Annotated in this window: 20 protein-coding genes and 1 pseudogene (1 of these 21 running past the window's edge); 12 read left to right on the forward strand and 9 right to left on the reverse strand. The window is 66.6% G+C overall.

Features of this window, described 5'->3' with window-relative positions:
• Positions 1-4: 4 nt before the first annotated feature.
• Positions 5-1,123, forward strand: coding sequence for a P-loop NTPase (locus A6W98_RS07200; protein WP_042459674.1), 1,119 nt, complete (start codon positions 5-7; stop codon positions 1,121-1,123).
• Positions 1,120-2,967 (forward strand): beta propeller repeat protein, encoded by a 1,848-nt coding sequence (locus tag A6W98_RS07205; protein ID WP_042459675.1) that lies wholly within the window; start codon positions 1,120-1,122, stop codon positions 2,965-2,967. Before A6W98_RS07200 ends, A6W98_RS07205 begins: the two co-directional genes overlap by 4 nt.
• A 117-nt stretch (positions 2,968-3,084) precedes the next feature.
• Here A6W98_RS07205 and A6W98_RS22315 read toward each other — a convergent pair.
• Positions 3,085-3,240, reverse strand: a pseudogene (locus A6W98_RS22315) (IS3 family transposase); the annotation flags it as partial.
• A gap of 998 nt (positions 3,241-4,238) precedes the next feature.
• Here A6W98_RS22315 and A6W98_RS07210 point away from each other — a divergent pair.
• From A6W98_RS07210 to A6W98_RS07230, 6 genes are read left to right on the forward strand one after another with little or no spacing between them, the layout of a single operon-like run.
• Positions 4,239-5,378, forward strand: a complete 1,140-nt coding sequence (locus A6W98_RS07210; RefSeq protein WP_052677969.1) for an efflux RND transporter periplasmic adaptor subunit — start codon at positions 4,239-4,241, stop codon at positions 5,376-5,378.
• An 18-nt stretch (positions 5,379-5,396) separates the two neighbouring features.
• On the forward strand, positions 5,397-8,507 hold the full coding sequence (locus A6W98_RS07215; RefSeq protein WP_042459678.1) for a multidrug efflux RND transporter permease subunit: 3,111 nt from the start codon (positions 5,397-5,399) through the stop codon (positions 8,505-8,507).
• On the forward strand, positions 8,504-9,202 hold the full coding sequence (locus tag A6W98_RS07220; RefSeq protein WP_042459683.1) for a response regulator: 699 nt from the start codon (positions 8,504-8,506) through the stop codon (positions 9,200-9,202). The genes A6W98_RS07215 and A6W98_RS07220 overlap by 4 nt, the downstream gene beginning before the upstream one ends.
• Positions 9,192-10,271: a sensor histidine kinase gene (locus A6W98_RS07225; RefSeq protein ID WP_042459685.1), complete on the forward strand. Its 1,080-nt coding sequence runs from the start codon at positions 9,192-9,194 to the stop codon at positions 10,269-10,271. Before A6W98_RS07220 ends, A6W98_RS07225 begins: the two co-directional genes overlap by 11 nt.
• Positions 10,264-10,470 (forward strand): hypothetical protein, encoded by a 207-nt coding sequence (locus A6W98_RS21890; RefSeq protein ID WP_042459688.1) that lies wholly within the window; start codon positions 10,264-10,266, stop codon positions 10,468-10,470. The genes A6W98_RS07225 and A6W98_RS21890 overlap by 8 nt, the downstream gene beginning before the upstream one ends.
• A 23-nt stretch (positions 10,471-10,493) precedes the next feature.
• On the forward strand, positions 10,494-11,426 hold the full coding sequence (locus tag A6W98_RS07230) for an ABC transporter ATP-binding protein (protein ID WP_231098388.1): 933 nt from the start codon (positions 10,494-10,496) through the stop codon (positions 11,424-11,426).
• A 31-nt stretch (positions 11,427-11,457) separates the two neighbouring features.
• Here the strand turns inward: A6W98_RS07230 and A6W98_RS07235 are convergent, their stop codons facing one another.
• Positions 11,458-12,978: an MFS transporter gene (locus tag A6W98_RS07235; protein WP_042459691.1), complete on the reverse strand. Its 1,521-nt coding sequence runs from the start codon at positions 12,976-12,978 to the stop codon at positions 11,458-11,460.
• Positions 12,979-13,062: 84 nt separating this feature from the next.
• Between A6W98_RS07235 and A6W98_RS07240 the strand changes: the two genes are divergently transcribed.
• On the forward strand, positions 13,063-13,599 hold the full coding sequence (locus tag A6W98_RS07240) for a TetR/AcrR family transcriptional regulator (RefSeq protein ID WP_042459695.1): 537 nt from the start codon (positions 13,063-13,065) through the stop codon (positions 13,597-13,599).
• A 98-nt stretch (positions 13,600-13,697) separates the two neighbouring features.
• On the opposite strand, the gene A6W98_RS07245 is transcribed toward A6W98_RS07240, so the two are convergent.
• From A6W98_RS07245 to A6W98_RS20970, 6 genes are all read right to left on the reverse strand, one after another.
• The gene (locus A6W98_RS07245) at positions 13,698-14,417 is read right to left on the reverse strand and encodes an NAD(P)H-dependent oxidoreductase (protein WP_052677970.1); all 720 of its coding nucleotides are present in this window, start codon (positions 14,415-14,417) and stop codon (positions 13,698-13,700) included.
• 3 nt (positions 14,418-14,420) lie between these two features.
• Positions 14,421-15,692 carry a TRAP transporter large permease gene (locus A6W98_RS07250; RefSeq protein WP_042459698.1) on the reverse strand — a complete coding sequence of 424 codons (1,272 nt, stop codon included), beginning with the start codon at positions 15,690-15,692 and terminating at the stop codon, positions 14,421-14,423.
• Positions 15,689-16,267, reverse strand: a complete 579-nt coding sequence (locus A6W98_RS07255; RefSeq protein ID WP_081251834.1) for a TRAP transporter small permease — start codon at positions 16,265-16,267, stop codon at positions 15,689-15,691. The genes A6W98_RS07250 and A6W98_RS07255 overlap by 4 nt, the downstream gene beginning before the upstream one ends.
• A 65-nt stretch (positions 16,268-16,332) precedes the next feature.
• Positions 16,333-17,334 (reverse strand): TRAP transporter substrate-binding protein, encoded by a 1,002-nt coding sequence (locus tag A6W98_RS07260; RefSeq protein ID WP_081251836.1) that lies wholly within the window; start codon positions 17,332-17,334, stop codon positions 16,333-16,335.
• A gap of 24 nt (positions 17,335-17,358) precedes the next feature.
• The gene (locus tag A6W98_RS07265; RefSeq protein WP_231098390.1) at positions 17,359-18,210 is read right to left on the reverse strand and encodes a cupin domain-containing protein; all 852 of its coding nucleotides are present in this window, start codon (positions 18,208-18,210) and stop codon (positions 17,359-17,361) included.
• Positions 18,211-18,477: 267 nt separating this feature from the next.
• Positions 18,478-19,269, reverse strand: coding sequence for an IclR family transcriptional regulator (locus A6W98_RS20970; protein WP_042459709.1), 792 nt, complete (start codon positions 19,267-19,269; stop codon positions 18,478-18,480).
• 149 nt (positions 19,270-19,418) lie between these two features.
• Here A6W98_RS20970 and A6W98_RS07275 point away from each other — a divergent pair, with 149 nt between their 5' ends.
• The 3 genes from A6W98_RS07275 (at position 19,419) to A6W98_RS07285 (ending at position 22,372) form a co-directional block, all read left to right on the forward strand.
• On the forward strand, positions 19,419-20,357 hold the full coding sequence (locus A6W98_RS07275) for a DUF6282 family protein (protein WP_231098391.1): 939 nt from the start codon (positions 19,419-19,421) through the stop codon (positions 20,355-20,357).
• Positions 20,358-20,450: 93 nt separating this feature from the next.
• Positions 20,451-21,635, forward strand: coding sequence for an acetyl-CoA C-acyltransferase (locus A6W98_RS07280; RefSeq protein ID WP_042459712.1), 1,185 nt, complete (start codon positions 20,451-20,453; stop codon positions 21,633-21,635).
• On the forward strand, positions 21,632-22,372 hold the full coding sequence (locus A6W98_RS07285; RefSeq protein WP_042459715.1) for an HpcH/HpaI aldolase family protein: 741 nt from the start codon (positions 21,632-21,634) through the stop codon (positions 22,370-22,372). The genes A6W98_RS07280 and A6W98_RS07285 overlap by 4 nt, the downstream gene beginning before the upstream one ends.
• 233 nt (positions 22,373-22,605) lie before the next feature.
• Here A6W98_RS07285 and A6W98_RS07290 read toward each other — a convergent pair whose 3' ends face one another.
• Positions 22,606-22,837: the final stretch of an EamA family transporter gene (locus A6W98_RS07290; protein ID WP_042464737.1), read on the reverse strand. 647 nt of this gene lie beyond the right edge of the window; only the last 232 of its 879 coding nucleotides appear in the window; its start codon lies beyond the right edge, outside the window — the gene reads right to left on this strand; the stop codon is at positions 22,606-22,608.

Raw genomic sequence — 22,837 nt, forward strand, 5'->3', positions numbered from 1 at the left:
GACAATGGCACATCCGAACCTGAAGATCCCCGATGGCAGCGGAGAAGAATGCGGGCGGGGCCATGCCTGCGGCTTCTGCCCGCAGGAACAGACCTGCACACTCGACAAGCGCGCCCATAACAAGACGCTGGTCGAGGCGCGGCTGGGCGAGATCGGCCAGATCGTGCTGGTGCTGGGCAACAAGGGCGGCGTCGGCAAAAGCACCGTCTCGGCCAATCTCGCGGCCGGGCTGGCAGCGCGCGGCTTTCGCGTCGGCATGGCCGATGCCGATATCCACGGCCCGAACCAGAGCCGCTATTTCGGCTTTGCGGGCGAACATATCCGGGTGGATGCGCGCGGCCTTGCCCCCAAGCATTTCACGGACCCGGCGCTGCGGCACGGGCTCAAGGTCGGCTCGCTTGCCTTCATGCTGCAGGACGATGATGCGCCGGTGGTCTGGCGCGACGCCTACAAGCACGATTTCGTCCATCACCTGATGGGCTCGTTCGACTGGGGCGCGCTCGACTTCCTGATCGTCGACATGCCGCCTGGTACCGGCAACGAGCTGATCACGCTCACCGACCTGCTCGAAGGCTGCGATGTCGGCGCGCTGCTCGTCACCACGCCGCAGGCGGTCGCCCAGATGGACAGCCTGAAGGCGGCGCGGTTCTGCCTCGAACGCGGGCTGCCGGTCATCGGCTGCGTCGAGAACATGGCCGGCGTGGTCTGCCCGCATTGCGCCGGTGCCTTCCACCTCTTTCCCGAGGCGGGGCTGGGCGAAAAGCTGACGGCGCTCGGGATCCGGCGGCTCGCGCGGCTGCCGCTCGACCCGGCCATCGCCGCGGGCTCGGATGACGGGCGCCCCGTCGCGCTTGACCCGGATGCGGCACCGCCCGTCGCCGAGGCGCTGGCCGCGATCGTCGGGGCCTGCGCCGCACTCGGCAGCGCCGGGTTCCAGGATGCGGCGCTGCGCAGCCTCGACGCCGCTTTCGCAGAGAACCTCGAGGACGAGGATCTGGCGCGCGCGCTGGCCGCGTTGCCCGAGGCCGAGCGTGAACAGATAGGCCGCGCGCTGGCCGAGGCCCTGACGGAGGAGAGCGGTCGCTTTCACGGCGCGGCCTCGGTCCCGGGGGGCAAGGCATGAGCGGCGCGGTCCCCGCAGAGGCCGCCCTCAGCCGACGCAACCTGCTGCGCGGCAAGCTGGACGGGGGTCCGGCCGTCGCCGGTTGGCAGGACATGGCCGGGGCGCCGACGGTGCCGGGCGATGTGCTCTGGGCGGTGCATGCCTGTGGCGAGACGCTTTTCGTCGGCGGCGACGAGGGCACGATCCTGCAATTCGACGGGGCCCTCTGGAGGCGGAGCCGGCTTTCGGCCCGCGTTCCGGTCCATGCCATCGCGGGCGATCCCGAAACGGGGCTGCTGGCCGTGGGCTGGATGGGCGCGGTCTGGCGGTTCGACGGCACGGACTGGCGGCTCGAGCGCGGCTGCGAGGTCGGCGCGGATGGCAAATATGCTGCTTGCGCAGAGAATACGCCGCTTTTCGGTCTCGCCGCCGACGGCGAGGGGCGGTTCTGGGCGGTGGGCGACGAGGGCACGATCCTGCATTTCGACGGCGAAGGCTGGCATGCTGAGGCCTCGGGCACACGGTTTCACCTGCGCGCCGTCACGATGCTGGGCGATGGACGGGTGCTGGCGGCCGGCGCGAATGGCACGGTGCTGATCCGGGGCCATGACGGCGCGTGGTCGGCCGGGGATTGCCCCGTCGCCACGACGATCCACTCGGCGCTGGCGCTGGCTCCGGACGACGTGCTGCTGGCGGGCGGGCGCTATTTCCTGGATGCGGGCGGGTTCCGCGGCGATCTGCTGCGCTGGGATGGAAAGGGTTTTCGCAAGCTCGATCCCGGCCCGGGAGTGACACGTCTGCGCGCGCTGGCCGCGCTTTCGGGCGGGGCGCTGGCGGTGGGCGATCGCGGGCAGAGCTTTCGCATCGCGGGCGAGCGCGTCACGCGCCTGGCCGACGGCACGTCGCACGACCTGCTGGGCCTGGCGGTCACCGCTTCGGGCGCGGCCGTCGCGGCGGGCGATTTCGGCACGCTGCTGGCGGGCGACGGCGCCACGGCGCCTGCTCCCGTCGTCCGGACGCGGCCCGCGCCCTGCTGGGACCGGATGACGACCGGGACGGATCGGCAGATCTGGGCCGTCTGGCAGCATCCCGAAACGGGCACCGCCTATGCCTGCGGCGAGGAGGGTCTCGTGCTTCGGCGGGAGGGCGATGGCTGGGAGGCCCTGCCGCCGGTCGGTACGCTCGGCCTGCATGCGCTGGCTGCAAGCGAGGATGGCGGTGTTCTAGCCGCCGGGCAGATGGGCGAGATCCATCATTTCGACGGAACACGCTGGCGCAGGCATTTCGATCTGAAGCTCGACGTGACGATCCTGGCGCTCTGGAGCGACGGGGCCGGGACGATGATCGCCGCGGGCGACGAGGGGTTGGTCCTGCGCTGGACGGGCGAGAGCTGGACCCGGATGGTCAGCGGTACCCAATCGGCGCTCTACGCGCTCTGGGGGCCCGATCCCGAGCATCTTCTGGCGGTGGGCGATTCCGGGTTGGTGCTGCGTTGGAACGGCCGGAACTGGCAGGAATTCACCTGCGGCAGCGAGGCCTTCCTCTTCGGTGTCTGGGGCACGGGGCTCGACAACATCTTCGTCACCGGCCTTTCCGGCACGATCCGTCACTTCGACGGACAGGGCTGGCAGGCGGCGCCGACGCGGATGCGAAACGACCTTCTGGCGATCTCGGGCAAAGGGGCCGAGGCCGTCGCCGTGGGCACGGCGGGCGCGGCGCTGCGCCATGACGGCAAGGCCTGGCGGAGCGAGCCGACCGGGTTCGACGGCGGGCTGAGGGCCGTCAGCGCCACCGGCCCCGCGATCCTCGCGGCGGGCGACGGAGGCGCGATCCTGCGCCGCCGCGGGTCTTGGGGCGCGCCCTGAGGTGCGATGGAGTTGCTCCCGGATCCCGGACTTGGAGTTACAGGCCTCTCAGGGAATAATGATCCTGCCCCGAAGACGTGGACGGGGTCATGCCGCCATGCGCTCCATCTCGGCCGGTTATCCGTAACCTGTTGCGGAATGCAGTCGCCGTGAATGGCAGAAGCCCTCGATGTAGGCAAGAAGATCGCGGTACGCTTCATCCCTGATGGCGTAGACGCGGTGGTGGACGCGCTCGATTTTGTACATGTGAAAGAAGCTCTCCATCGGCGCGTTCTGCGTCTTCGGCCGATCCCCTGGATCTTCCGATCCGCTTTAGCGGACCGGCTTGAACTAGAGGCAATTCCCCTTTCGTCTCATCGAGGACGTTATCTTCGCTGCGGCATAGGATTGGCGATCCTCGTCCGATGCGTATCGGCCCCCGCGAACCGCGTATTGGATCGAACCGGATGCCGGGCGCGGACGTCTGAGGGCCATGTGGAGCGCTTCGCGCGCGATCGGGGCATGCAAGGTCTCGCGCATGCTCCGGCCAACGACCTTGCGCGTATGCATATTGATAGACGCGGCAAGGAAAAGCCAGTCTTCTCCGGTCCGAATGCAGGTCGGATCGGCCAGCCAGACGGGGGCAGGCGCGGTTGTCGTGAAGCTTCCACGCAGCCTGTTCGGCACCCATGAGGATCACAAAATGGTCCGGGGAAACGTTTTCACGAGGGGTGAGTAATCGTTGCGGCTGTCCGTTGTGCGAACGCGACGAGGGATCGCGGCCAGACGGACCCTGCGCTCGCGGAATGGAGCGCCGCGCACGGTCCGTTTCCAGCGGCGCGAACCGGCACATTCAGCGCCGCAGAACTGTTTCACGCAGCCGGTGTCCGTCGGCCACTTCGATGATCGTCAGGCCACTGTTGTGGTCCCGATCCACCACCTCGCGCTTGAACGCAGCGGGGAGATGACGGCGTTTCTTGCTTTCAATACAACACTCATGTCTTGGCTCGAAAGCCTATCAGGGCAGTCCACTCAGGCGCGGCAAGGCCCCTGCCGCGTACCGTCGTCCATAATCCGCCGTGTCGGCGGAAAGCGTCGTGCTTTTAAGTGGGCGGTCCACCTTTTCCGGTTGGCTGGCGACTGCCGCACTGGCGTCCCGCGCCTCCGGTCCGTCGCGCAGTGGCCCGACGGACCGGCAGAGGGAATATCTCCACGATATCTCCACGAAACCTCGGCGGTTAGTCCACCGGCCGATGCCAGTTGGTTGCAGTGTGAAACCGACGGGACGCAACATGGCACGCCGAAATATCCTGATCCTATCGTTCCTCGGCCTGATGGCCGGGACGCTTGCGCTGTTCCAGCTTGCCGATCGCCCCGATGCGGCCCCGGCAGAAGAGAGCGGAACCGAGATGGCAGTCCAGGTGACCGTCGAGACGATCCGGCCCGAGCCGATCGTGCTTGCGACCGAGTATTCCGGCCGGGTCTCGGCCGCTCGGCAGGTCGAGATCCGGCCGCAGATCGGCGGTCTGATCCTGGAAAGGCGCGTCGAGGAAGGAACGCGGATCTCGGCCGGCGAGGTCCTGTTCCGCATCGATCCGGCGCCCTTGAAAGCCGATCTGGCCCTCGCGGAAGCCGCGCTGATGCGTGCCGAAGCCACCGAGGCCCATGCCCGTCGCACCGTCGAACGCTCGGATGCCCTGCTTGCCAGGAAGGCCATCAGCCAGCAGAGCAACGATACTGCCCATACCGATCTGCGGCTTGCGATGGCCGGTATTGCGGAAGCGCGCGCCGCGGTGGAACACAAACGCCTCGACCTAGATTTCGCGACGCTGCGCTCTCCGATCGGCGGCTATGTCGCGGCGGGGCTGGCCGATGTCGGCGGGCTGGTCACGGTCGGCGGCGAGAAGGCCCTGGCGGTGGTGCAGGACCTGGACAAGGTCTATGTCGACCTGCGTTTGCCGGCAGACGACCTGGACGCGGTCATGATGGCGGCCGAAGAGGGGCTGGGACCGGTCCGGATCGTCAGGGACCGTGACGGGGCGGCGCCCCTGACCGGCGTGCTGAAATCCTCGGATGTCATCGTCGATCCGGGCACGGGCTATGTCAGCGTCCGTATCGAGACCGCGAACCCGAAGCTTGCGCTGCTGCCGGGCATGTTCGTGCGCGCGAAGCTTCCTCGCGGCGCCGTTCCCGATGCGCTGCTGGTGCCGGAGGACGCCGTCCTGCACACCGCAGGCGGCGGGACGCAGCTTGTCGTCGTCTCGCCGGAGGGCAAGGCCCGGCGCCGCGACGTTGTTCCGGGCGCGCGCATCGGCAACCGCATCATCATCGCCTCGGGCCTGACCCCCGGTGAGGTCGTGGCGATCCGCGGGCAGAACCGCGTGCCCGAGGGGGTCGCGGTATCGGTCGAGGCCCGCCCGGCCGAAACCTGATCCCGAAAGGCAGAGGCAATGTCCCAGTTCTTCATCCTGCGCCCGGTATTTGCCTGGGTGATCGCGATCTTCATCATGCTTGCCGGGATCGTCGCGATCCCGCGCCTGCCGGTGGCGCGGTTCCCCGACATAGCGCCGCCCAGCGTGAGCATCTTCACGACCTATGCCGGGGCCGACGCGCAGACGGTCAGCAACAGCGTGGTCCGTCCGATCGAGAAGGAACTCTCCAGCGTCAAGAACGTGCTCTATTACGAGAGCAGCATCGACTCGACCGGCGGCGCAAGCATCACGGTGACGTTCAAACCCGGCACCGACCCCGAGATGGCGCAGGTGGAGGTGCAGAACCGGCTGAAGAATGCCGAGGCCCTGCTGCCCGCCCCCGTGCGGCGCGAAGGTCTCGGGGTCGAGGCGGCGGAGTCGGGCTTCCTGATGGTCATCACGCTCAGGTCGCTCAGCGGGGCGACGGATGAGCTGAGCCTGGGCGATTACCTGTCCCGCAATCTGGCCGAGGAACTCAAGCGGGTCCCCGGTGTCGGGCGCGTGCAGCAATTCGGCTCGGAACGCGCGATGCGGGTCTGGGTCGATCCGGCGAAGCTCTCCGCATATGGCCTGAGCATGGCCGATGTGACCGGGGCGATCGCGCGCGAAAACGCGCAGGCCACGCCCGGCCGGGTCGGCGATGAACCCACGGTACCGGGCACCCGGGTTTCGACCCCGCTCACCATCCGGGGCCAGCTGACCACGCCCGAGGCCTTTGCCGGGATCACGCTGCGCGCCAATACCGACGGCGCGCGCCTCGTGCTGGGTGATGTCGCCCGGCTGGAGCTTGGCGCGCAGACCATGGCCTTCAGCGTCAGCAGCAACGGCAAAGGGGCCGCCGCCGCCGCCATCCAGATGTCGCCCGGCGCCAATGCCGTCAGCACCTCTGCCGCGATCGAGAAGCGGCTGGCCGAGCTGCGCCTTGCCATGCCCGAGGACATGGAGGTCTCGATCTCCTACAATACCGCGCCATTCGTGAAGGTCTCGATCACCAAGGTGATCCACACGCTGATCGAGGCCATGGTGCTGGTCTTCCTCGTGATCCTGCTGTTCCTGCAGAAGGTCCGCTATACGCTGATCCCGACCATCGTCGCACCTGTCGCGCTTCTGGGTACCTTCGCGGTGATGGCGCTTGCGGGCTATTCGATCAACGTGCTGACGATGTTCGGCATGGTCCTGGCCATCGGCATCATCGTCGACGATGCCATCGTCGTGGTCGAGAATGTCGAGCGCATCATGGCGCGGCAGGGGCTCTCGCCCCGGGCCGCGACCCAGCAGGCGATGCGCGAGATCTCGGGCGCCATCATCGGCATCACGCTGGTTCTGTCCGCGGTCTTCATTCCGATGGGCCTGGCGGGCGGATCGGTCGGCGCAATCTACCGCCAGTTCACGCTGTCGATGGCGGTGTCGATCCTGTTCTCGGCCTTTCTTGCGCTGACGCTGACACCGGCGCTTTGCGCCACGCTCCTGCGACCGGTGACAGGGCATGGCGAGGCGCGCGGTTTCTTCGGCCGGTTCAACCGCGGCTTCGACAGGATGACCCGGCGCTATACCGGCTGGGTCGGCTGGACGCTGAGGCGCGGCGGGCGGATGCTGGTGCTTTATGCCGTGCTGATCGGCGTCATGGCGGCGGGCTACATGCGCCTCCCGACCTCCTTCGTTCCGGACGAGGACCAGGGCAGCTTCATGGCCATGTTCGAACTGCCCGCCGGCGCCACCGCCGAGCGCACCCGCGCCGTGATCGCCGCCTACGAGGCCCATACCGCTACCCGTCCCGACATCACCGAGAATACCGTGATCCTCGGGTTCGGCTTCTCGGGATCGGGGCCGAATGCGGCGCAGGCCTTCACCAGCATGAAGGACTGGAGCGCGCGCAAGACCAGCGTCGACGAGGAAATCGCCGCCGCCGAGGCCGCCATGGCCGATATTCCCGAGGGGATGGCCATGATCATGAAGCCTCCGGCCATCGAATCCCTGGGCACCACCTCGGGCTTTTCGTTGCGGCTGGAGGATCGGGCCAATGCCGGACCCGCCGCGCTGAAGGCGGCAGAGGACCGGTTGATCGCCCTCGCGCAGGCCAGCCCGCTGCTGAGCGGGGTGATGAGCGAGGGCCTGCCCGACGGCATGAGCATCGCGCTGAAGATCGACCGGGAAAAGGCCCAGGCCCTCGGGCTGCGCTTCGACACGATCAGCGAGACGATCGGGACCGCCATCGGCTCGACCTATGTGAACGACTTCCCCAATCAGGGGCGGATGCAACAGGTGATCGTGCAGGCGGATGCCCCGGCCCGGATGCATGTCGAGGACGTGCTGCGGCTGGAGATGCGCAACCTCGAGGGCGGCATGGTGCCCCTGTCCGAGGTGGCGACCCCGGTCTGGGAAAGCACGGCGCTGCAACTGGACCGCTATAACGGCTATCCGGCCGCGCAGATCTCTGGCGAGGCGGCCGGCGGCGTGTCCAGCGGTGCGGCCATGGACGAGATGGAGCGGCTGGCCGGGGCGCTGCCGCAGGGCTTTGCCGTCGAATGGAGCGGACAATCGCTGCAGGAACGGCAATCGGCTAGTCAGGCGCCGATGCTGCTGGCGGCCTCGATGCTGGTGGTGTTCCTGGTGCTGGCGGCGCTTTACGAAAGCTGGTCGGTGCCCTTCGCGGTGATGCTGGTCGTGCCCCTGGGGCTTCTGGGGGCGGTGGCCGCGGTTCTGCTGCGCGGTGCGGACAATGACGTGTTCTTCAAGGTGGGACTCGTCACCATCATCGGCCTGTCTGCCAAGAACGCGATCCTGATGGTCGAATATGCCCGCCACCTGCGGGCCGGGGGCAGGGGGCTGAACCGGGCGATCCTGCAGGCCGCGCGGCTGCGTCTCCGGCCGATCCTCATGACCTCGATGGCCTTCATCCTGGGCGTCGTGCCGCTGATGCTGGCACAAGGCGCCGCATCCGAGATCCAGAATGTGATCGGGACCGGCGTCTTCGGCGGCATGGTCTCGGCCACGATGCTGGCCGTCTTCTTCGTGCCGGTGCTTTATGTCACTGTCAGCCGCCTGACTCGCGGACTGGCCCGGGAGAAGCTGCGAAAGACCGCGCCATGACCGATGCCCTGATCCTGATCGTCGAGGATGAGCCCGAGATCGCCGAGATCCTCGAGACCTATTTCGCGCGCGAGGGCTTTCGCGTGATCTGCGCCCGCGATGGCTCGACCGGGCTGGCCCATCATCAGCGCCTGCGCCCCGATCTGGTGGTGCTGGACATCAAGCTGCCCGGACAGGACGGCTACGAGGTGCTGGCCGCGATCCGGCGCCGGGGCGAGACGCCGGTCATCATGGTGACGGCCCTGGCCGAGGATCTCGACAAGTTGCAGGCGCTGCGGATCGGGGCCGACGATTACGTGGTCAAACCCTTCAACCCGCTTGAAGTGGTGGCCCGCGCCCGTGCCGTGCTGCGCCGCACGATGGGACGGGGGCCGGATCACCTGTTGCGGCTGGGGCCGCTGACGGTCGACCCACAAGCTTACCGCGCCGTCATCGATGTGGCTGCCGGGCCGCTCCCGCTGGAGCTGACCCCGACCGAATTCCGCATCCTCGCCCATATGGCGCGCTTTCCGGGGCGGGCCTTCGGCCGGGCCGAACTGGTCGATGCCTGCCTGCCCGAAGGGGCCGCGCTGGATCGCACCGTCGACAGCCATGTCAGCAACCTGCGCCGCAAGCTCGCGGCGACGGAGGCGGATGGCATGCTCGAAGCCGTGCGCGGGGTCGGCTACCGTCTGGATATGCCCCATGTCCGGTAACCTGAACGCCCGGATCACCAAGACGATGGTCGCGCTGACGCTGATCGCGACGCTCGTCGTCTCTCTGGGGCTGATGGCCTATTTCCTGTTCATCTACGACTGGATCTATCCCGACAGCGATGACCTCGCGGGGTGGCGGACCGCCGACACCGTCATGGTTCTGCTGCTGTTGGCCTTCGGGTTGCTGACCGCCTCGGGGATCGGCTGGCGGCTGGCGCGGCGCATCGTCGAGCCGCTGAAATCGGTGGCGGCGGCGGCGCGGCGGATCGCGACCGGCGATTTCTCGGCACGGGCCGACCTGCCGTCGGGCAGTTTCCGCGAGGCCGCGGACCTGCTTGCGGATTTCAACGCCATGGCCGAGCGCCTCGAACGCGCCGAGGCCGAGCTGGCCTATTCCAACTCGGCCATCGCGCATGAGCTGCGCACCCCGCTGACGATCCTGCGCGGCCGCCTGCAGGGCATGTCGGATGGCGTCTTCGATCCGACGCCGCAGCTCTATACGCGCCTGATCGAGCATGTGGATCACCTCTCGGCCCTTGTGGAGGAGTTGCGCACGCTGGCCTTGAGCAATGCGGGCCAGCTCGAGCTGAACCGGGACCGGTTCGATCTGGCCGGGGAGGTCGGCGCCGCGCTGAACGGGCTGGAGGCGGACCTGACCGCGGCGGGCATCACGCTGACCCGCGCGCTTGCCCCGGCCCGGATCGAGGCGGACCGGACCCGGCTGCGCCAGGCCTGCGTCGCGGTGCTGGAAAACTGCCGCCGCTATGCGCCTCAAAGCCATGTCCATGTCGAGACCCGCGCCGATGGCGACGAGGTGGTCTTTCGCTGTTCGGATACCGGGCCCGGGCTTTCCGCCGAAGATCGGGCGCGCGCCTTTGACCGGTTCTGGCGGGCCGATGCCTCGCGCGGGCGCAGTCTGGGCGGCTCGGGCCTCGGCCTGCCCATCGTGCGCGCCATCGCCCGCGCCCATGGCGGCGAGGCGCGGATCATCCCGCAGCCGCCTCCGGGGCTGACCGTGGAGCTCCGCCTGCCGAAAAGCGCCTTGCCTGCCGGACAGACCGATGACTGACGATCCCGGGCATTACGACGACCTGGCCGCGCGGCATGTGTCGATACGGCGCGTCCTGCGGCTGTTCGCCCCCTATCGGGCGCGGATCGGGGCCGTGGTGGCGTTGATGATCCTTGCATCGGCCATCGGTCTGGCCGGGCCGTTCCTTCTGCGCGCGATCATCGACATCGCCTTGCCCTGGCGACGCTGCCCGCGCTGACGCTGCTTGCGGGCGGGCTGTTGATGCAGACCGGTAAGCCTGCCAGCATCGGCACGCTCGTCGCGATGATCGCGCTTCAGGAACAGCTTCTGTGGCCCTTCGAGCAATTGCTCGAGGTCGCTCGCGATGCCCGCAAGACCCGTGCCCTCTTTGCCCGCGTCTTCGAATATCTCGACAAGCCGGTCGAGATCACCGAGCGCGCCGATCCGGTGACCATCCACCGGTCCGACATGCGCGGTGCGGTGCAGCTGGACCATGTCAGCTTTGCCTATGGGGGGCAGTCCCTCCGGGCGATCGATGATGTGACCCTGATCATCCCGGCGGGCAGCCATGTCGCCATCGTCGGGCCGACGGGCTCGGGCAAGACCACGCTCGGCTACCTTCTGGCGCGGCTTTACGATGTCGAAGCTGGCGCGATCCGCTTCGACGGGGTGGATCTGCGCGATCTCGGCTTTGCGACGCTGTCGCAGATGCTGGGGGTCGTGTCGCAGGAGCCCTATCTGCTCAATGCCTCGGTGGCCGAGAACCTGCGCTTTGCCTGCCCCGAGGCGACCGGGGCCCAGATGATCGCGGCCGCGAAGGTGGCGCAGATCCATGACCATATCGCGGCCTTGCCCGAGGGCTATGACACCCTGGTCGGCGAGGGAGGCTTCCGGTTCTCGGGCGGCGAGAAGCAGCGCCTGGCGCTGGCCCGCACCATTCTGCGCGACCCGCCGATCCTGCTGCTGGACGAGGCGACGAGCGCGCTCGATACCCGCACCGAACGCGCGATGTCGCAGGCCCTGGATGCGCTGGCGAAGGGCCGCACGACCATCACCATCGCGCATCGGCTCTCGACCGTCCGCGATGCCGACATGATCGTGGTCATGCAGCACGGACGGATGGTCGAGACCGGCATCCACGCGGCGCTGGCGGCGAAAGGCGGTGTCTATGCCGGGCTTCTGGCCGGCGCGTGACCCCCGGGCGCGCCTTGATCCGTGCCGGGGATCAGTGCTGGAAGGCCACGGCCCGACGCCCCTGGGCCAGCAGGAAGAACACCAGGACCGCCAGAAGGCCCATCAGCAGGGCCGCTGTCGTCAGCAGCACCGAATGGGTCGCGGAAAACGCGGCCTTGCCGGCGGCGATCACCGCCGCCCCCTGGTCGGCGTCAAGCTGCCGGGCGGCAATGTAGACATCGCCGATCGAGCGTGCCGCCTGGTCGGCCAGCGGCTCCGGTACGCCCTCGGGCAGGACAAGATGGCGTCCGAACACCACCGACATGAAGACCCCGAACAGCGTGATCCCGAGACCGCTTCCCAGCTCGTATCCCGTCGCCTCGAGCGAGCCCGCGGCCCCGGCCTCACGCGCATCGGCCGCGCCCATGATCGCGATCGACGAGGCGGTAAGCCCGATGCTCAGCGCCAGCCCGAGGAGCACCAGCAGCACTGGCACGACCAGCCCGGGATGGTGGAAATCCGTGACGGCAAGGCCTGCAAGCGCGCCCGCTGAGATCGCCAGCGACAGGCAGGCCACCGGCCGCAGACCGAAGCGCTCGGACAACCAGCCCGCGACGGGTCCGCCAAGCCCCGCGGCCACCATGATCGGGATCATGAAAACCCCGGCCTGCAGCGGGGTCTTGCCCAGGACATATTGCAGCTCCTGCGCCAGCGTCAGTTCGACCCCCGCCAGAGCGCCGCTGGCCACGATGGCCATGATGATCCCCGCCAGGATCGCCGGGCGCGCAAACAGCGACAGATCCAGCATCGGCTCGGCGCTCAGCAGCTGCAGGCGGGCAAAGACCGACAGCAGAGCCACGCCCAGGACCAGAACCGGCAGCACGACCGCGACCGGCTGTTTCGCGCCGAACCCCGCCTTGATGGCATAGACGGTGGCGATCATTCCGAGGATCAGCAGCAGCGCCTGGCCGATGGCCCAACGGCCGGGGCTGAGCTCCTCGTGGCGCGGCAGCAAGAGCCAGCAGACCGGCAGAACGAACAGCATCACCGGCAGGTTGATCAGGAAGACCGAGCCCCACCAGAAATGCCCCAGCAGCGCGCCGCCGATCAGCGGCCCCACCGCCGCACCGGCCGCGCCCACCGTGCCCCAGAGACCCAGCGCGAGACCGCGCTCGGCCGGGTCTTCGAAGGTGCGGCGGATGACCCCCAGCACGCAGGGCGTGATCATCGCCCCGCCAACCGCCAGCAGCATCCGCGCGGCGATCAGCAGGGCCGGGCTCGGCGCATAGGCCGCCAGGGCCGAGGCAAGGCCAAAGACTGCCAGCCCGGTCAGAAGGATGCGCCGGGTGCCGACACGGTCCGCCAGGGTGCCCATCGGCACCAGAAGCCCCGCCATCAGCAGCGGATAGATGTCGATGATCCACAAGACCTCGGTGTTGCTCGCCCCCAGCGCCTGGGTCAGTGTCGGCACCGCCACATGCAGGATCGTCATGTCCAGCACCACCGGCAGAAAGGCCAGCATCACCGCCAGCAACACCAGCCAGCGGTTCGGATCGGGTCGGGGAAGGGGCATGCATCACCTGAAATCGCGTTGCATCCGGCATATAAATACATACGTATGGATTTCAACGTTCCGACGACCGCACCGAGGAGGCTCATGGGCAGAACTCCGACGATCACCCGCGACCGATTGCTCGACGTCGCCGAAGAGATAGTGCGCAAGGGGGGCGGGGCGGCTCTGACCATCGGCGCGCTGGCCCGGGCGGCGGGCGTCTCCAAAGGCGGGGTGCAGTATTCCTTCGCCAGCAAGGACGACCTCGTGCGGGCTCTCATCGAGCGATGGACCAGCCAATTCGACGCCATGATGGAAGGCGAGACCGGTGACGACCCGCTGGCCTTCGTCCGACGCTACATCGCGGCGACCCGGGCCTCGCAGCAGGCCATGGATGCCAAGATGGCGGGGCTCATGGTCACCTACCTCGAAGACCCGGCCAACCGACAGGAGACACGCGACTGGTATTGCGGGGTCTTCCACCGGCTCGGCGGCGGTTCGGCCGACGCCCGCGCGGCGCGGGTCGCCTTCCTCGCGGTCGAGGGGCTTTTCCTCATGCACATGAACGGGATCGACGAGGACGGGGACTGGCGCGGCTTTCTCGACGACGTCGAGGCGGTCCTTGCGCGGCTGACCAGCTGAGCCCTTCGTTGCGTTGATCAGCTGGCGGAAGGATCGCCGCGCGCAACTGGGCGTCACGCGCTGAAGATGACGGGTGTTTTCAGCCCGAACCGCTCATGTCAGCCCCTGCGGGCCCAGGCGCCTTCGGGGACGTCATCAAGGGCGGTTTTCCAGGCGTCGCTGCGATGGCTCGGGCGGCTGGACATGGCGCAGGCGGCGGCGATGAGACGGTCGATGTGCTTTTTCCGCTCGGGCTCGCTTATCCGCGAGACAGCGTAGGCAACCTGAAGCGGCTCGACCTCAAATCCCATGTATTCCAGCGCGAGCTTGCGGATCGGCATCAGAAGCGGGTCAATCGGGCCATAAACGCCTTGCTCCGAGAACCGCTCGGGCGTGCCTCCGGTGGTGACCGAAATCATCGCCCGCCGCCCCTTGAATATGTCGGTGTCAAACCGCCGACCGTCAACGTAGCCGAAACCGTAGCTCAGCACGCGGTCAATCCAGCCTTTCAGCAATGCGGGCGGTCCTCCCCACCAGATCGGAAATTGCAGAATGACCGCGTCCGCTTGCGCCACCCGTGCCTGTTCGCGCGCAATGTCAGGCGCATAGGTTCCGGCCCGGGCGGCGTTCGCCTGTTCGGCCTGGACGTGAAAGCGGGCCGGATCGGCGCGCTCGGTCATGTCCGCCGGGGAAAGGTCGGCGCGGAAACCCTCGGCGGCAAGGTCCGAGATGGTGACCTCGTGACCCGCGGCGCGCAGGGCCTCGGCGGTGGCGAAGGCGAGCGCATGGTTGAACGAGGCCGGATCGGGATGAGCGATGGCGATCAGGACATGTGTCATGTGTCAGACCATGAAACGGGGAATGAAAAGGGCGACTTGCGGCACCAGTGCAATGATCGCCAGCACCAGCAGGCAGATGGCGATCAGTGGCAGCGCCTCGCGGATGACGCGGGTCACCGGCTGTCCGGATATCGCGGCGCCGATGAACAGGAGGATGCCGACCGGCGGCGTGGCCATGCCGATCACGACATTGAGCACCACGACAGTCCCGAACTGCACGGAATCCATTCCGATGAGATCCTGGAACTTCAACAGGATCGGCATGGTCAGGATGAGAATCGAGATCGGCTCGAGGAACATGCCGAGGACCAGCAGAAAGATGTTGAGCAGCAAAAGGATCAGCAGTGGGTTCTCGGTCAGCGAGAGCATTCCGTCGGCAATGAGCTGCGGCACCTGTTCCAGCGTGAAGACGAAGGAAACGATGCTGGCCATCGAGGTAATGAAGAGGATGGATGTCGAGACCAGCGCGGTGGCGATCAGCGCCTCCCAGACACGGCTCGGCGTCAGCTCACGGTAAATGAAGCCGATGATCAGCGCATAGCCCACAGCCACTGCAGCGGCCTCGGTCGGGGTGAAGATGCCCGCCTTGATCCCCACGAGGATGATCAAGGGCAGGATCAGTGCCGGGAGGGTGCGCCGGGTGGATGCAAAGCGCTCGCGCGCGGTCATCCTGGGGATCACCGGAAAGCCATCGCGCCTGGCCCGCCAGGTCGCATAGATCAGAAGCCCGGTGGCGATCAGGATGCCGGGCATGATCCCCGCCAGGAAAAGCTGCCCGATGGAGGCTCCTGACAGGACGCCGTAGATGATCATGGTGATCGACGGCGGGATGATCGGCCCCATCACGGAGCTTACCGCGATGAGCGCCGCCGCATAGGCGGGCGGCATCCCCTGTTTCGACATCGAGGGGATCAGGATCGACCCCAATGCCGACGCTTCGGCGGTCGCGCTTCCCGAGATTCCGGCGAAAAACCCTGACGACAGGATCGATACCGAAGACATGCCTCCGGGCCGGTGCCCGACCATGGCGCGTGCGAAGGTCACGATGCGTGTGGTCACGCCGCCCACGTTCATAAGTGCCCCGGCCAGCAGGAACAGCGGGATGGTCAGAAGCACGAATTGGTCGATGCCCGCGATCATCCGTTGCGGAAGCATCAGCGCCATCGCACCATTGCCCGACAGGTAAAGATATGCGGTCCCCGCGATGCCGAGCGTCAGGGCAATCGGCACACCGGTTGCCAGAAAGGCTGCGAAAAGAAGAAAGAAGCTGCTCATGTCATCTCGGAGGTTTGGGCGAGAGCTGCGTCTTCCTCGCCGAGGTTCAGGATCACCTGCCGATGGAAATCGACGACGAGCCCGGTGAGGATGTGTCCGGCAAGCAGCACCATCCCGACCGAAACGCTGATATAAACCCAGCGGATTGACAGCCCGAGAGCCTCGCCTGTCACTGCGGACCATATGAAATCGAGGGCAGGGATCGTCTGGGTTCCCATGCGTTCGGCGAAATCCCAGCCATACCAGGTCATCACCGCGAGGAAGGCCAGGATCGGCACCGCCATCACGGCGCGCAGCCCCCATCTCAGGCGTGCCGACAGCAGCGAGGGCACGAAGTCCAGGGACACGAATTCGCCCTTGCTGAAGGCCAGTCCCAGCACGAGGAAGGTTTGCCAGATCAGCAGGTAGCGACACAGCTCCTCGGCCCAGATCAGGCTTCCGCCGAGCACATAGCGCCAGAACACCTGTGCCAGCATGATCGCAACTATGGCCGCCATGCTCAGCCCTGCAAGGCCCCGAATAAGGCACAAGTAGCCCGCAACGAGACGGGCGAGCGGCCCGCTCCTGTACTGCATGTTTTCGTCCTTAGGTATGTCCGGCACGCGCGGGGCTCGGCCCTCGCAGCGTGTTCAGGTCTGAATCATGCGGATTTGGCCGCGGCTTCCACCATCGCCGCGATGAGCGGGTCCTTCGACGACCAGTCGGCCGTCAGGCCTTCGACACGGGCACGCATCTCCGACAGATCGGTCAGCTCCGCGATCTCGACGTCCCTGGCGGCCAGTTCTTCGCGGCCCTCGAGGTCCTGCTGTTTGGCGTATTCAATCGTCGCGGCGGTGGACATCTTCCCTGCTTCCACGACGACGTCCCGCTCTTCTTCATCCAGCCCTTCGAAGAAGCGCTCCGACATCAGCGTTGTCATGTGCCAGGGATAATGCCCGGTAAGGGTGAAATGCTTGCCCACCTCCCACAGGTTCTCCCCCAGCATCGACGAGACGTTGATTTCGACGGCGTCGATAACGCCGGTTTCAAGCGCGCCGTAAACCTCGCCATAGGGCAGACCGGCAGGCGCGGTGCCCACCGTTTTCCAGATCTGCTGGTGCAGCGGCACCGGCACGATGCGCGTCTTGAGCCCGGCGAAATCCTCGATACTGGCGACATTTCGGTCGATCGACAGGAAATGCCGCTGGCCGGTATTGGCGATCGAGAGGCCGACCAGGCCGGCGGGACGCAAATCATCGAGGATCTGCTGTCCGACAGGGCCATGCGCGAGCTTGCCGAAATGATCGTAGTCGCGGATCAGGAACGGCATCTGCCAGGCGTTCATCGCCTGCCGCCCGGTGACCAGGGGCACCAGCACCCCCGAGACGCTCACGACATCCATCGTCCCTGCCACCGCGCCTTCAAGCAGCTGCTTGTCATCGCCAAGCTGGCGGTTGGGGAAGATCCGCACATCAAAGCCGCCCGGGCGCAGTTCCTCGAGCGCGGCGGCAAAGCTGGTGGCCATGATGTGGCCGGGGTGGACCTCGTTCGCGGCATGGGCAAAGCGCATCCTCCTGCCGGAAGCGCGGGCGATATTCGGCGCGGCCAGCACTGTGGTGAAGGCGGCGCCGCGGGTCAGCAATCGTCTGCGGGTAATGGTCATTCAGGTCTCCTCCCTGTGAATAACTCAGGCCTGTTCCGGCATCGGATAGTCCTCTGCATTCAGAACCCACCCCGGCTTGAGCGAGAAATCCTCGCGCGGCGGGCTGAATATGTCGGCAAGCAGGTTGTCGCCGGGGCCGGTGGCGCGCGTGGTGTGGATCACGGGCGGCGGGACCACCAACAGCGACGGGGCGGCCATTTTCAGCACCTTGTCGTCTTTCCAGTCCGCCATGTCCGATGTCCAGCTCCAGCGCAGATAATGCGTGAACTCGCCGCTCAGCGCGAGGCTGCCCTGTTCGAAGTCGTCGTGGTGATGCGGCGACATCTTCGAAGGGTCACGCGGCCCCTCGAACGGCTCGAGCACGTTCACCATCAGCGTGGTGCAGCGGAAGATCCGCCCGAAACGACCCGGCTCCGGCGCCACATCCAGACTGTAATGCCGGACCTTGAAGCCGCCTTTCGGAGCGGGCCAGGCGGTCAGCGGCTTTACATGGCTGCGCGGCCGGTCATAGCCGCCGGCATTGCCGCACAGCGCCAGAAGGTCTTCGTTCGCGGTGGTGAACAGGCGGACGATCTCGCCCCCCTCGGGGGTCACACGGCTGTCGCCGGCGGGGACGAAGGCGATGGAATGGCCCGGCACCTCGGTCACCGCGCCGTTCCATTCGATGGTCGCGCCGCCCTTTGGCAGCAGCACGCAATATTCATCAACCTGCGCCACGCGGTCGAAGCTGGCACCGGGGGCGGCATGGCTCAGAGCGACCAGGAAATTGTGACCGCGTTGCAGCCAAGTCTGGCCGGTGTCGTCATCCAGCTGCGGTGGGCTGTCGTAGAACGTCGCAACCTGCTCCTCGGCGACAAGGCCGGTGACGCCGATCATGCTGTCGGCGGGCGTGCTTGCCAGTGCGGCCCTCGGGTCGGACTTGTCGTACATGCTCTCCCTTTCTCTCCCGCGGTGTACCGCCACCATCGGCGAATGTTCCGCTTGGCGAAACTGTGTTTCCTTTAACGGAACATATTTATCGGCAGATCTGTCTGTCAAGCCACATGATGGGCACCGGGCGAAGGCCGGTCGGGAGCCACGAAAGCGCAGGCATGCGAAGACAACGCGCCGGCGGCGCGGTTCGTCGTCAGCAAGTGGGATGCGTCAGCGCAGAAGCTGGTCGCCCGAATGCCCCATCAAGACCGAAACCTGGCGGGCCGTTTCCAGCAACGCCTCTATCTGCTCGGGCGACGGCTCTGCGCCAAGCGACTGAGTCAGGTTGACACAACCGACCGTGCCGCAAACCATGTTGGCGCCATCGAGGACCGGGCTCGCCAGCGTGTTGAGGCCCAGCGCCGCCTGGTCCGGCGCGGTCGCCCAGCCGCGTTCCCGAATGAGCTCGAACTCGGCCTGGAGCCTGTCGGGATCGGTGATGGTCGCTTCGGTAAAGGCGGTCAACGTGCCGCCAAGCACCCTGTTGCGAAAGGCCTCGGACGAGAACGCCGCCGCCACCTTGCCCTGTGCGGAGCCGTGAAAGCTGAGCAGCGATCCGACGCGCACCCCGATCTCGATGGGCGAGCGGCCCGAAACCGTGGCGATCACCAGCATCCCGTCCGGGGTCAGCTGCGAGGCCACGGTGGAATGGCCAAGCCTGTCGCGCAGCGCCAAAAGCGCGTCTCTGGTGGCGGCAATCAGCCCGGTGCCTTCCAGCACCGCCTGCCCCAGCGACACCAGTTGATGGCCAACCTCGTACCGTTCGGAATCCTCGTGCTGAAAGACATACCCCTGCTGCACCAGGGTCTGAAGGTGTCGGTGAATGCGACTTTTCGAAGTGCCAAGCGCGGTGGCCAGGCTGGTGACGCCGACACCCTTCCCGGTGCGGCTCACATGTTCGACGATCTGCATGGTCAGGATCACCGATTGCAGGCCCTCGCCCATCTTCTTGTCGTTTTCCATGCGTGTCCTCCGTTGGCACTGATCAAGGGTTTTACAGGCCCCGAATGAGGCGTGGCAACGTCGGGACGGACGGGGCCGGCCCTTGACTTCTGTGCGATTCGAAAAATAATAGAACACAATTCCGCTGAGCGGGACAGTGCGGAATTCATATGGGAGGAGAACGCGTGAAGATGCAGGGCACCATGCCTCTGGAACATGAGGCCCGGATTTCCGAGCTTCTGGTCGGAGCCGTCGATCCGCATGTGCATAGCGGGCCATCCATCGCGCCGCGTGCGCTGGACCATCTTGAACTGGCCCGGGAGCTGTCAGAAGCCGGGTTTTCGGCGGTAGTGACCAAGGATCACGACTATTCCGGCGTGATGTGCGCCACGATGATCGCGCACCATCACCCCGATCTGACAACACGGGTGTTCTCGGGCATCGCGCTGAACAACGTGGTGGGTGGGCTCAACCCTTACGGGGTCGAACATACCGCGGCGATGGGCGGCAAGATCGTTTGGCTACCGACACTTGCGGCAGAGAACCACCTGTCCTGGCAGGCCACGTCCGGATGGTCTCATCCCGCCTCCACCTCAAGGATACGGGCGGCGACGGCGGTCAGGCTATGGGACGACGATGGCAAGATGCTGCCGGAGCTTCACGACATTCTTGATGTCTGCGCCGCGACAGGGCTCGCCCTGGCAAGCGGGCATGTGCATGTCTCTGAGACGAAGAAGATCTTTGCCGAAGCCAGGAAGCGCGGGGTGGAGCGGCTGATCTTCACCCATCCCGAGGATATCGTCGGCGCCTCGATGGAGGACACCAGGGAGATCGCCGACATGGGGGCGATGGTCGAGCATTCGCTTGCCTTCTTCCTGGAAGGATCGAAATTCCGCACCCATACGACCGAACAGCTCGGGGAATATATCGAGCTGGTGGGCCCGGAACGGACGATCCTGTGTTCGGACCTTGGGCAGGTTGGCACGCTGACCCCGCTGCAGGGATTTCGGCGCGCGGTCTCCGACTGCCTGTCGCTGGGATATGACGACGCTGCGGTACGGGCGATGGTGTCGGGCAACGCGGCGCAGGTCATCGGCCTGGACAGGTAACACAGGGCACGCCCTTCCGCGGCTCTGCCCAGGCGATATCGAAAAGACGCAGGGGCGGGCGCCGGAGCGGCGGCCTGGAAAGAAGGTTTTCGAATGCAGGACATCTATATTCTCGGGGCTGCCCGGACGCCCATCGGCAGCTTTGGCGGCGCATTGTCGTCGCTTGGCCCCGACGCGCTGGGACGCATTGCGGCCGAGGCGGCGATTGCGCGGGCAGAGGTCTCGGCCAGGATGATCGACAATGCGGTCGCGGGGAACGTGATCCCGACCCAGCCGCGTGACATGTACCTGGCGCGCGCGGTCGCGATGGATGCGGGGATGCCGGCGACGTCGCAGGCGCTGACGCTGAACCGGCTTTGCGGCTCGGGCGCACAGGCGATCGCCACCGCAGCGACGATGATCCGCGCCGGGGAAAGCCGCCTCGCGCTGGCCTTCGGCGCCGAGGCGATGAGCCGGGCGCCCCATACCGTCGGCGGGATGCGCGACGGCGTAAAGATGGGCGATGCCTCGGTCACCGACTGGCTGACCGGCGCGCTGAGCGATCCCTTCGACATCGGTCACATGGGGGTCACAGCCGAAAACGTGGCCGGGCTGCACGGCATCACGCGGCAGGAACAGGATGCGTTTGCGGCCGAAAGCCAGCGTCGGGCCGGGATCGCAATTGAGGAAGGTCGGTTCGACACGCAAATCTGCCCGGTCACCATCAAGGGACGGCGCGGCGATACCGTGGTGTCGCAGGATGAATACCCCAAGCCCGGTACCGACGCCGCAAGGCTGGCGGGGCTGCGGCCCGCCTTCCGCAAGGACGGCACGGTGACGGCGGGCAATGCCTCGGGGATCAACGATGGGGCTGCGGCGCTGGTGCTGGCCGGTGAAGACGCGGCCAGGGCTGCCCACCCCATCGCCCGGCTGTTGTCATGGTCGGTGGCGGGCGTCCCCCCCGAGGTCATGGGGCTGGGCCCTGTCGAGGCGGTTCCGCTGGCGCTGTCCCGCGCGGGGCTGTCATTGGCCGAGATCGACGTGATCGAAAGCAACGAGGCGTTCGCCGCGCAGGCCATCGCCGTGAACCGCCTGCTCGGTCTCGACCCCGAGAAGGTAAACCCGAACGGCGGCGCGATTGCGCTGGGCCATCCGCTTGGCGCGACGGGGGCGATCCTTGCCGTCAAGGCGATACACGAGCTGCAGCGGATCTCTGGGCGCTATGCCCTTGTCACCATGTGCATCGGCGGGGGGCAGGGCATCGCGCTGGTCATCGAGCGGCTGGAGGATACGGCATGAGTTTTCGGGACAGGCTCCTGGCAGGTGAGGTGCTTATCGGCACCTTCGTCAAAACGCCAAGCCCGCATGTGGTCGAGATACTCGGTCTCGCCGGGCTCGATTTTGCGGTGATCGATCAGGAACATGCGCCCATCGGCCTGGCGGAAATGGACATGATGGCGATGGCGGGGCGTGCGGTTGGCCTGCCCCTGCTGTCCCGGCGCTGGGGCAAGGGAACGGACTGGATCGCTCCGCTGATGGATCTTGGCATGACCGGGGTCATGGTGCCCCATGTGCTGGACCCGGAGGGCGCCGAAGCAGTCTGCGACGCCGTGAAATTCGCCCGTTTGAAACGGGGTCTGTCGCCCTCTCCACGGGCGGGAGATTACGGTGGCATGAGCATTCCGTCCTATCGCGAAAAGAGCGACACGGAGTCGGTCGTGATGGTGCAGATCGAAGATGAATGCGCGCTTGCACATCTGGATGCGATTGCCGCCATCAAGGACGTCGATCTGGTCTTCATTGGCCCGGCGGACCTGTCGCAATCCATGGGCGTGGGGTTCCCGTCGCCCGAGCTGGACGACGCCATCATGACCATCGTCGAAGCTTGCAAACATGCGGGCTGTGCCGTCGGCTTGTTCGTCGGCGATGCCGCCGCAATTCCTGCCTGGGTCGAAAAGGGCGTGGGCGTTTTCGTCTGCGGCTCGGACCAGGCCCTGTTGCGCAAGGGTGCGGCAGGCATCATGGCCGCGAGGTAATATATCCGCCACCCTGGCAGAATCCGCTTTCATTGCAGCACGGAAAGGATTGCGACCTGCCTCCGCGAAATCCCTCATCCCCGCTGAAGCATGCCTTCGAGCCGCGAAGGTCCGCAGAGCGGACGAGGGCTGCATGCGGCCTGAGCACCGACTTGCGTGGCCGATCAGGGCCGCAATCGTGATCTCAGTGAAGCGCAAGCCGTGACGGCCCGTTCCGCTGAGTCCGGGGTCCCCTACCTCTGCTGCACTGGTTGTGCGACCAAGGTCGGCGTCCGTTGACCCTTCTGTCCGAACCACGCGCTGGCGAGCGCGAGGACCATGCCGACGATTTGAAGCGGAGAAAGCGTCTGGCTCAGGATGACCCAGCCTAGCAGGACTGCCGCGACGGGGCTCAATCGCCCAAGGGGCGAAACGGCCGAGGGCCCGAGCAATGCGATCCCCCGGAACCAGAGAATGTAGGTGATC

The sequence above is a fragment of the Rhodovulum sulfidophilum DSM 1374 genome (assembly GCF_001633165.1).
Lineage (GTDB): Bacteria > Pseudomonadota > Alphaproteobacteria > Rhodobacterales > Rhodobacteraceae > Rhodovulum > Rhodovulum sulfidophilum.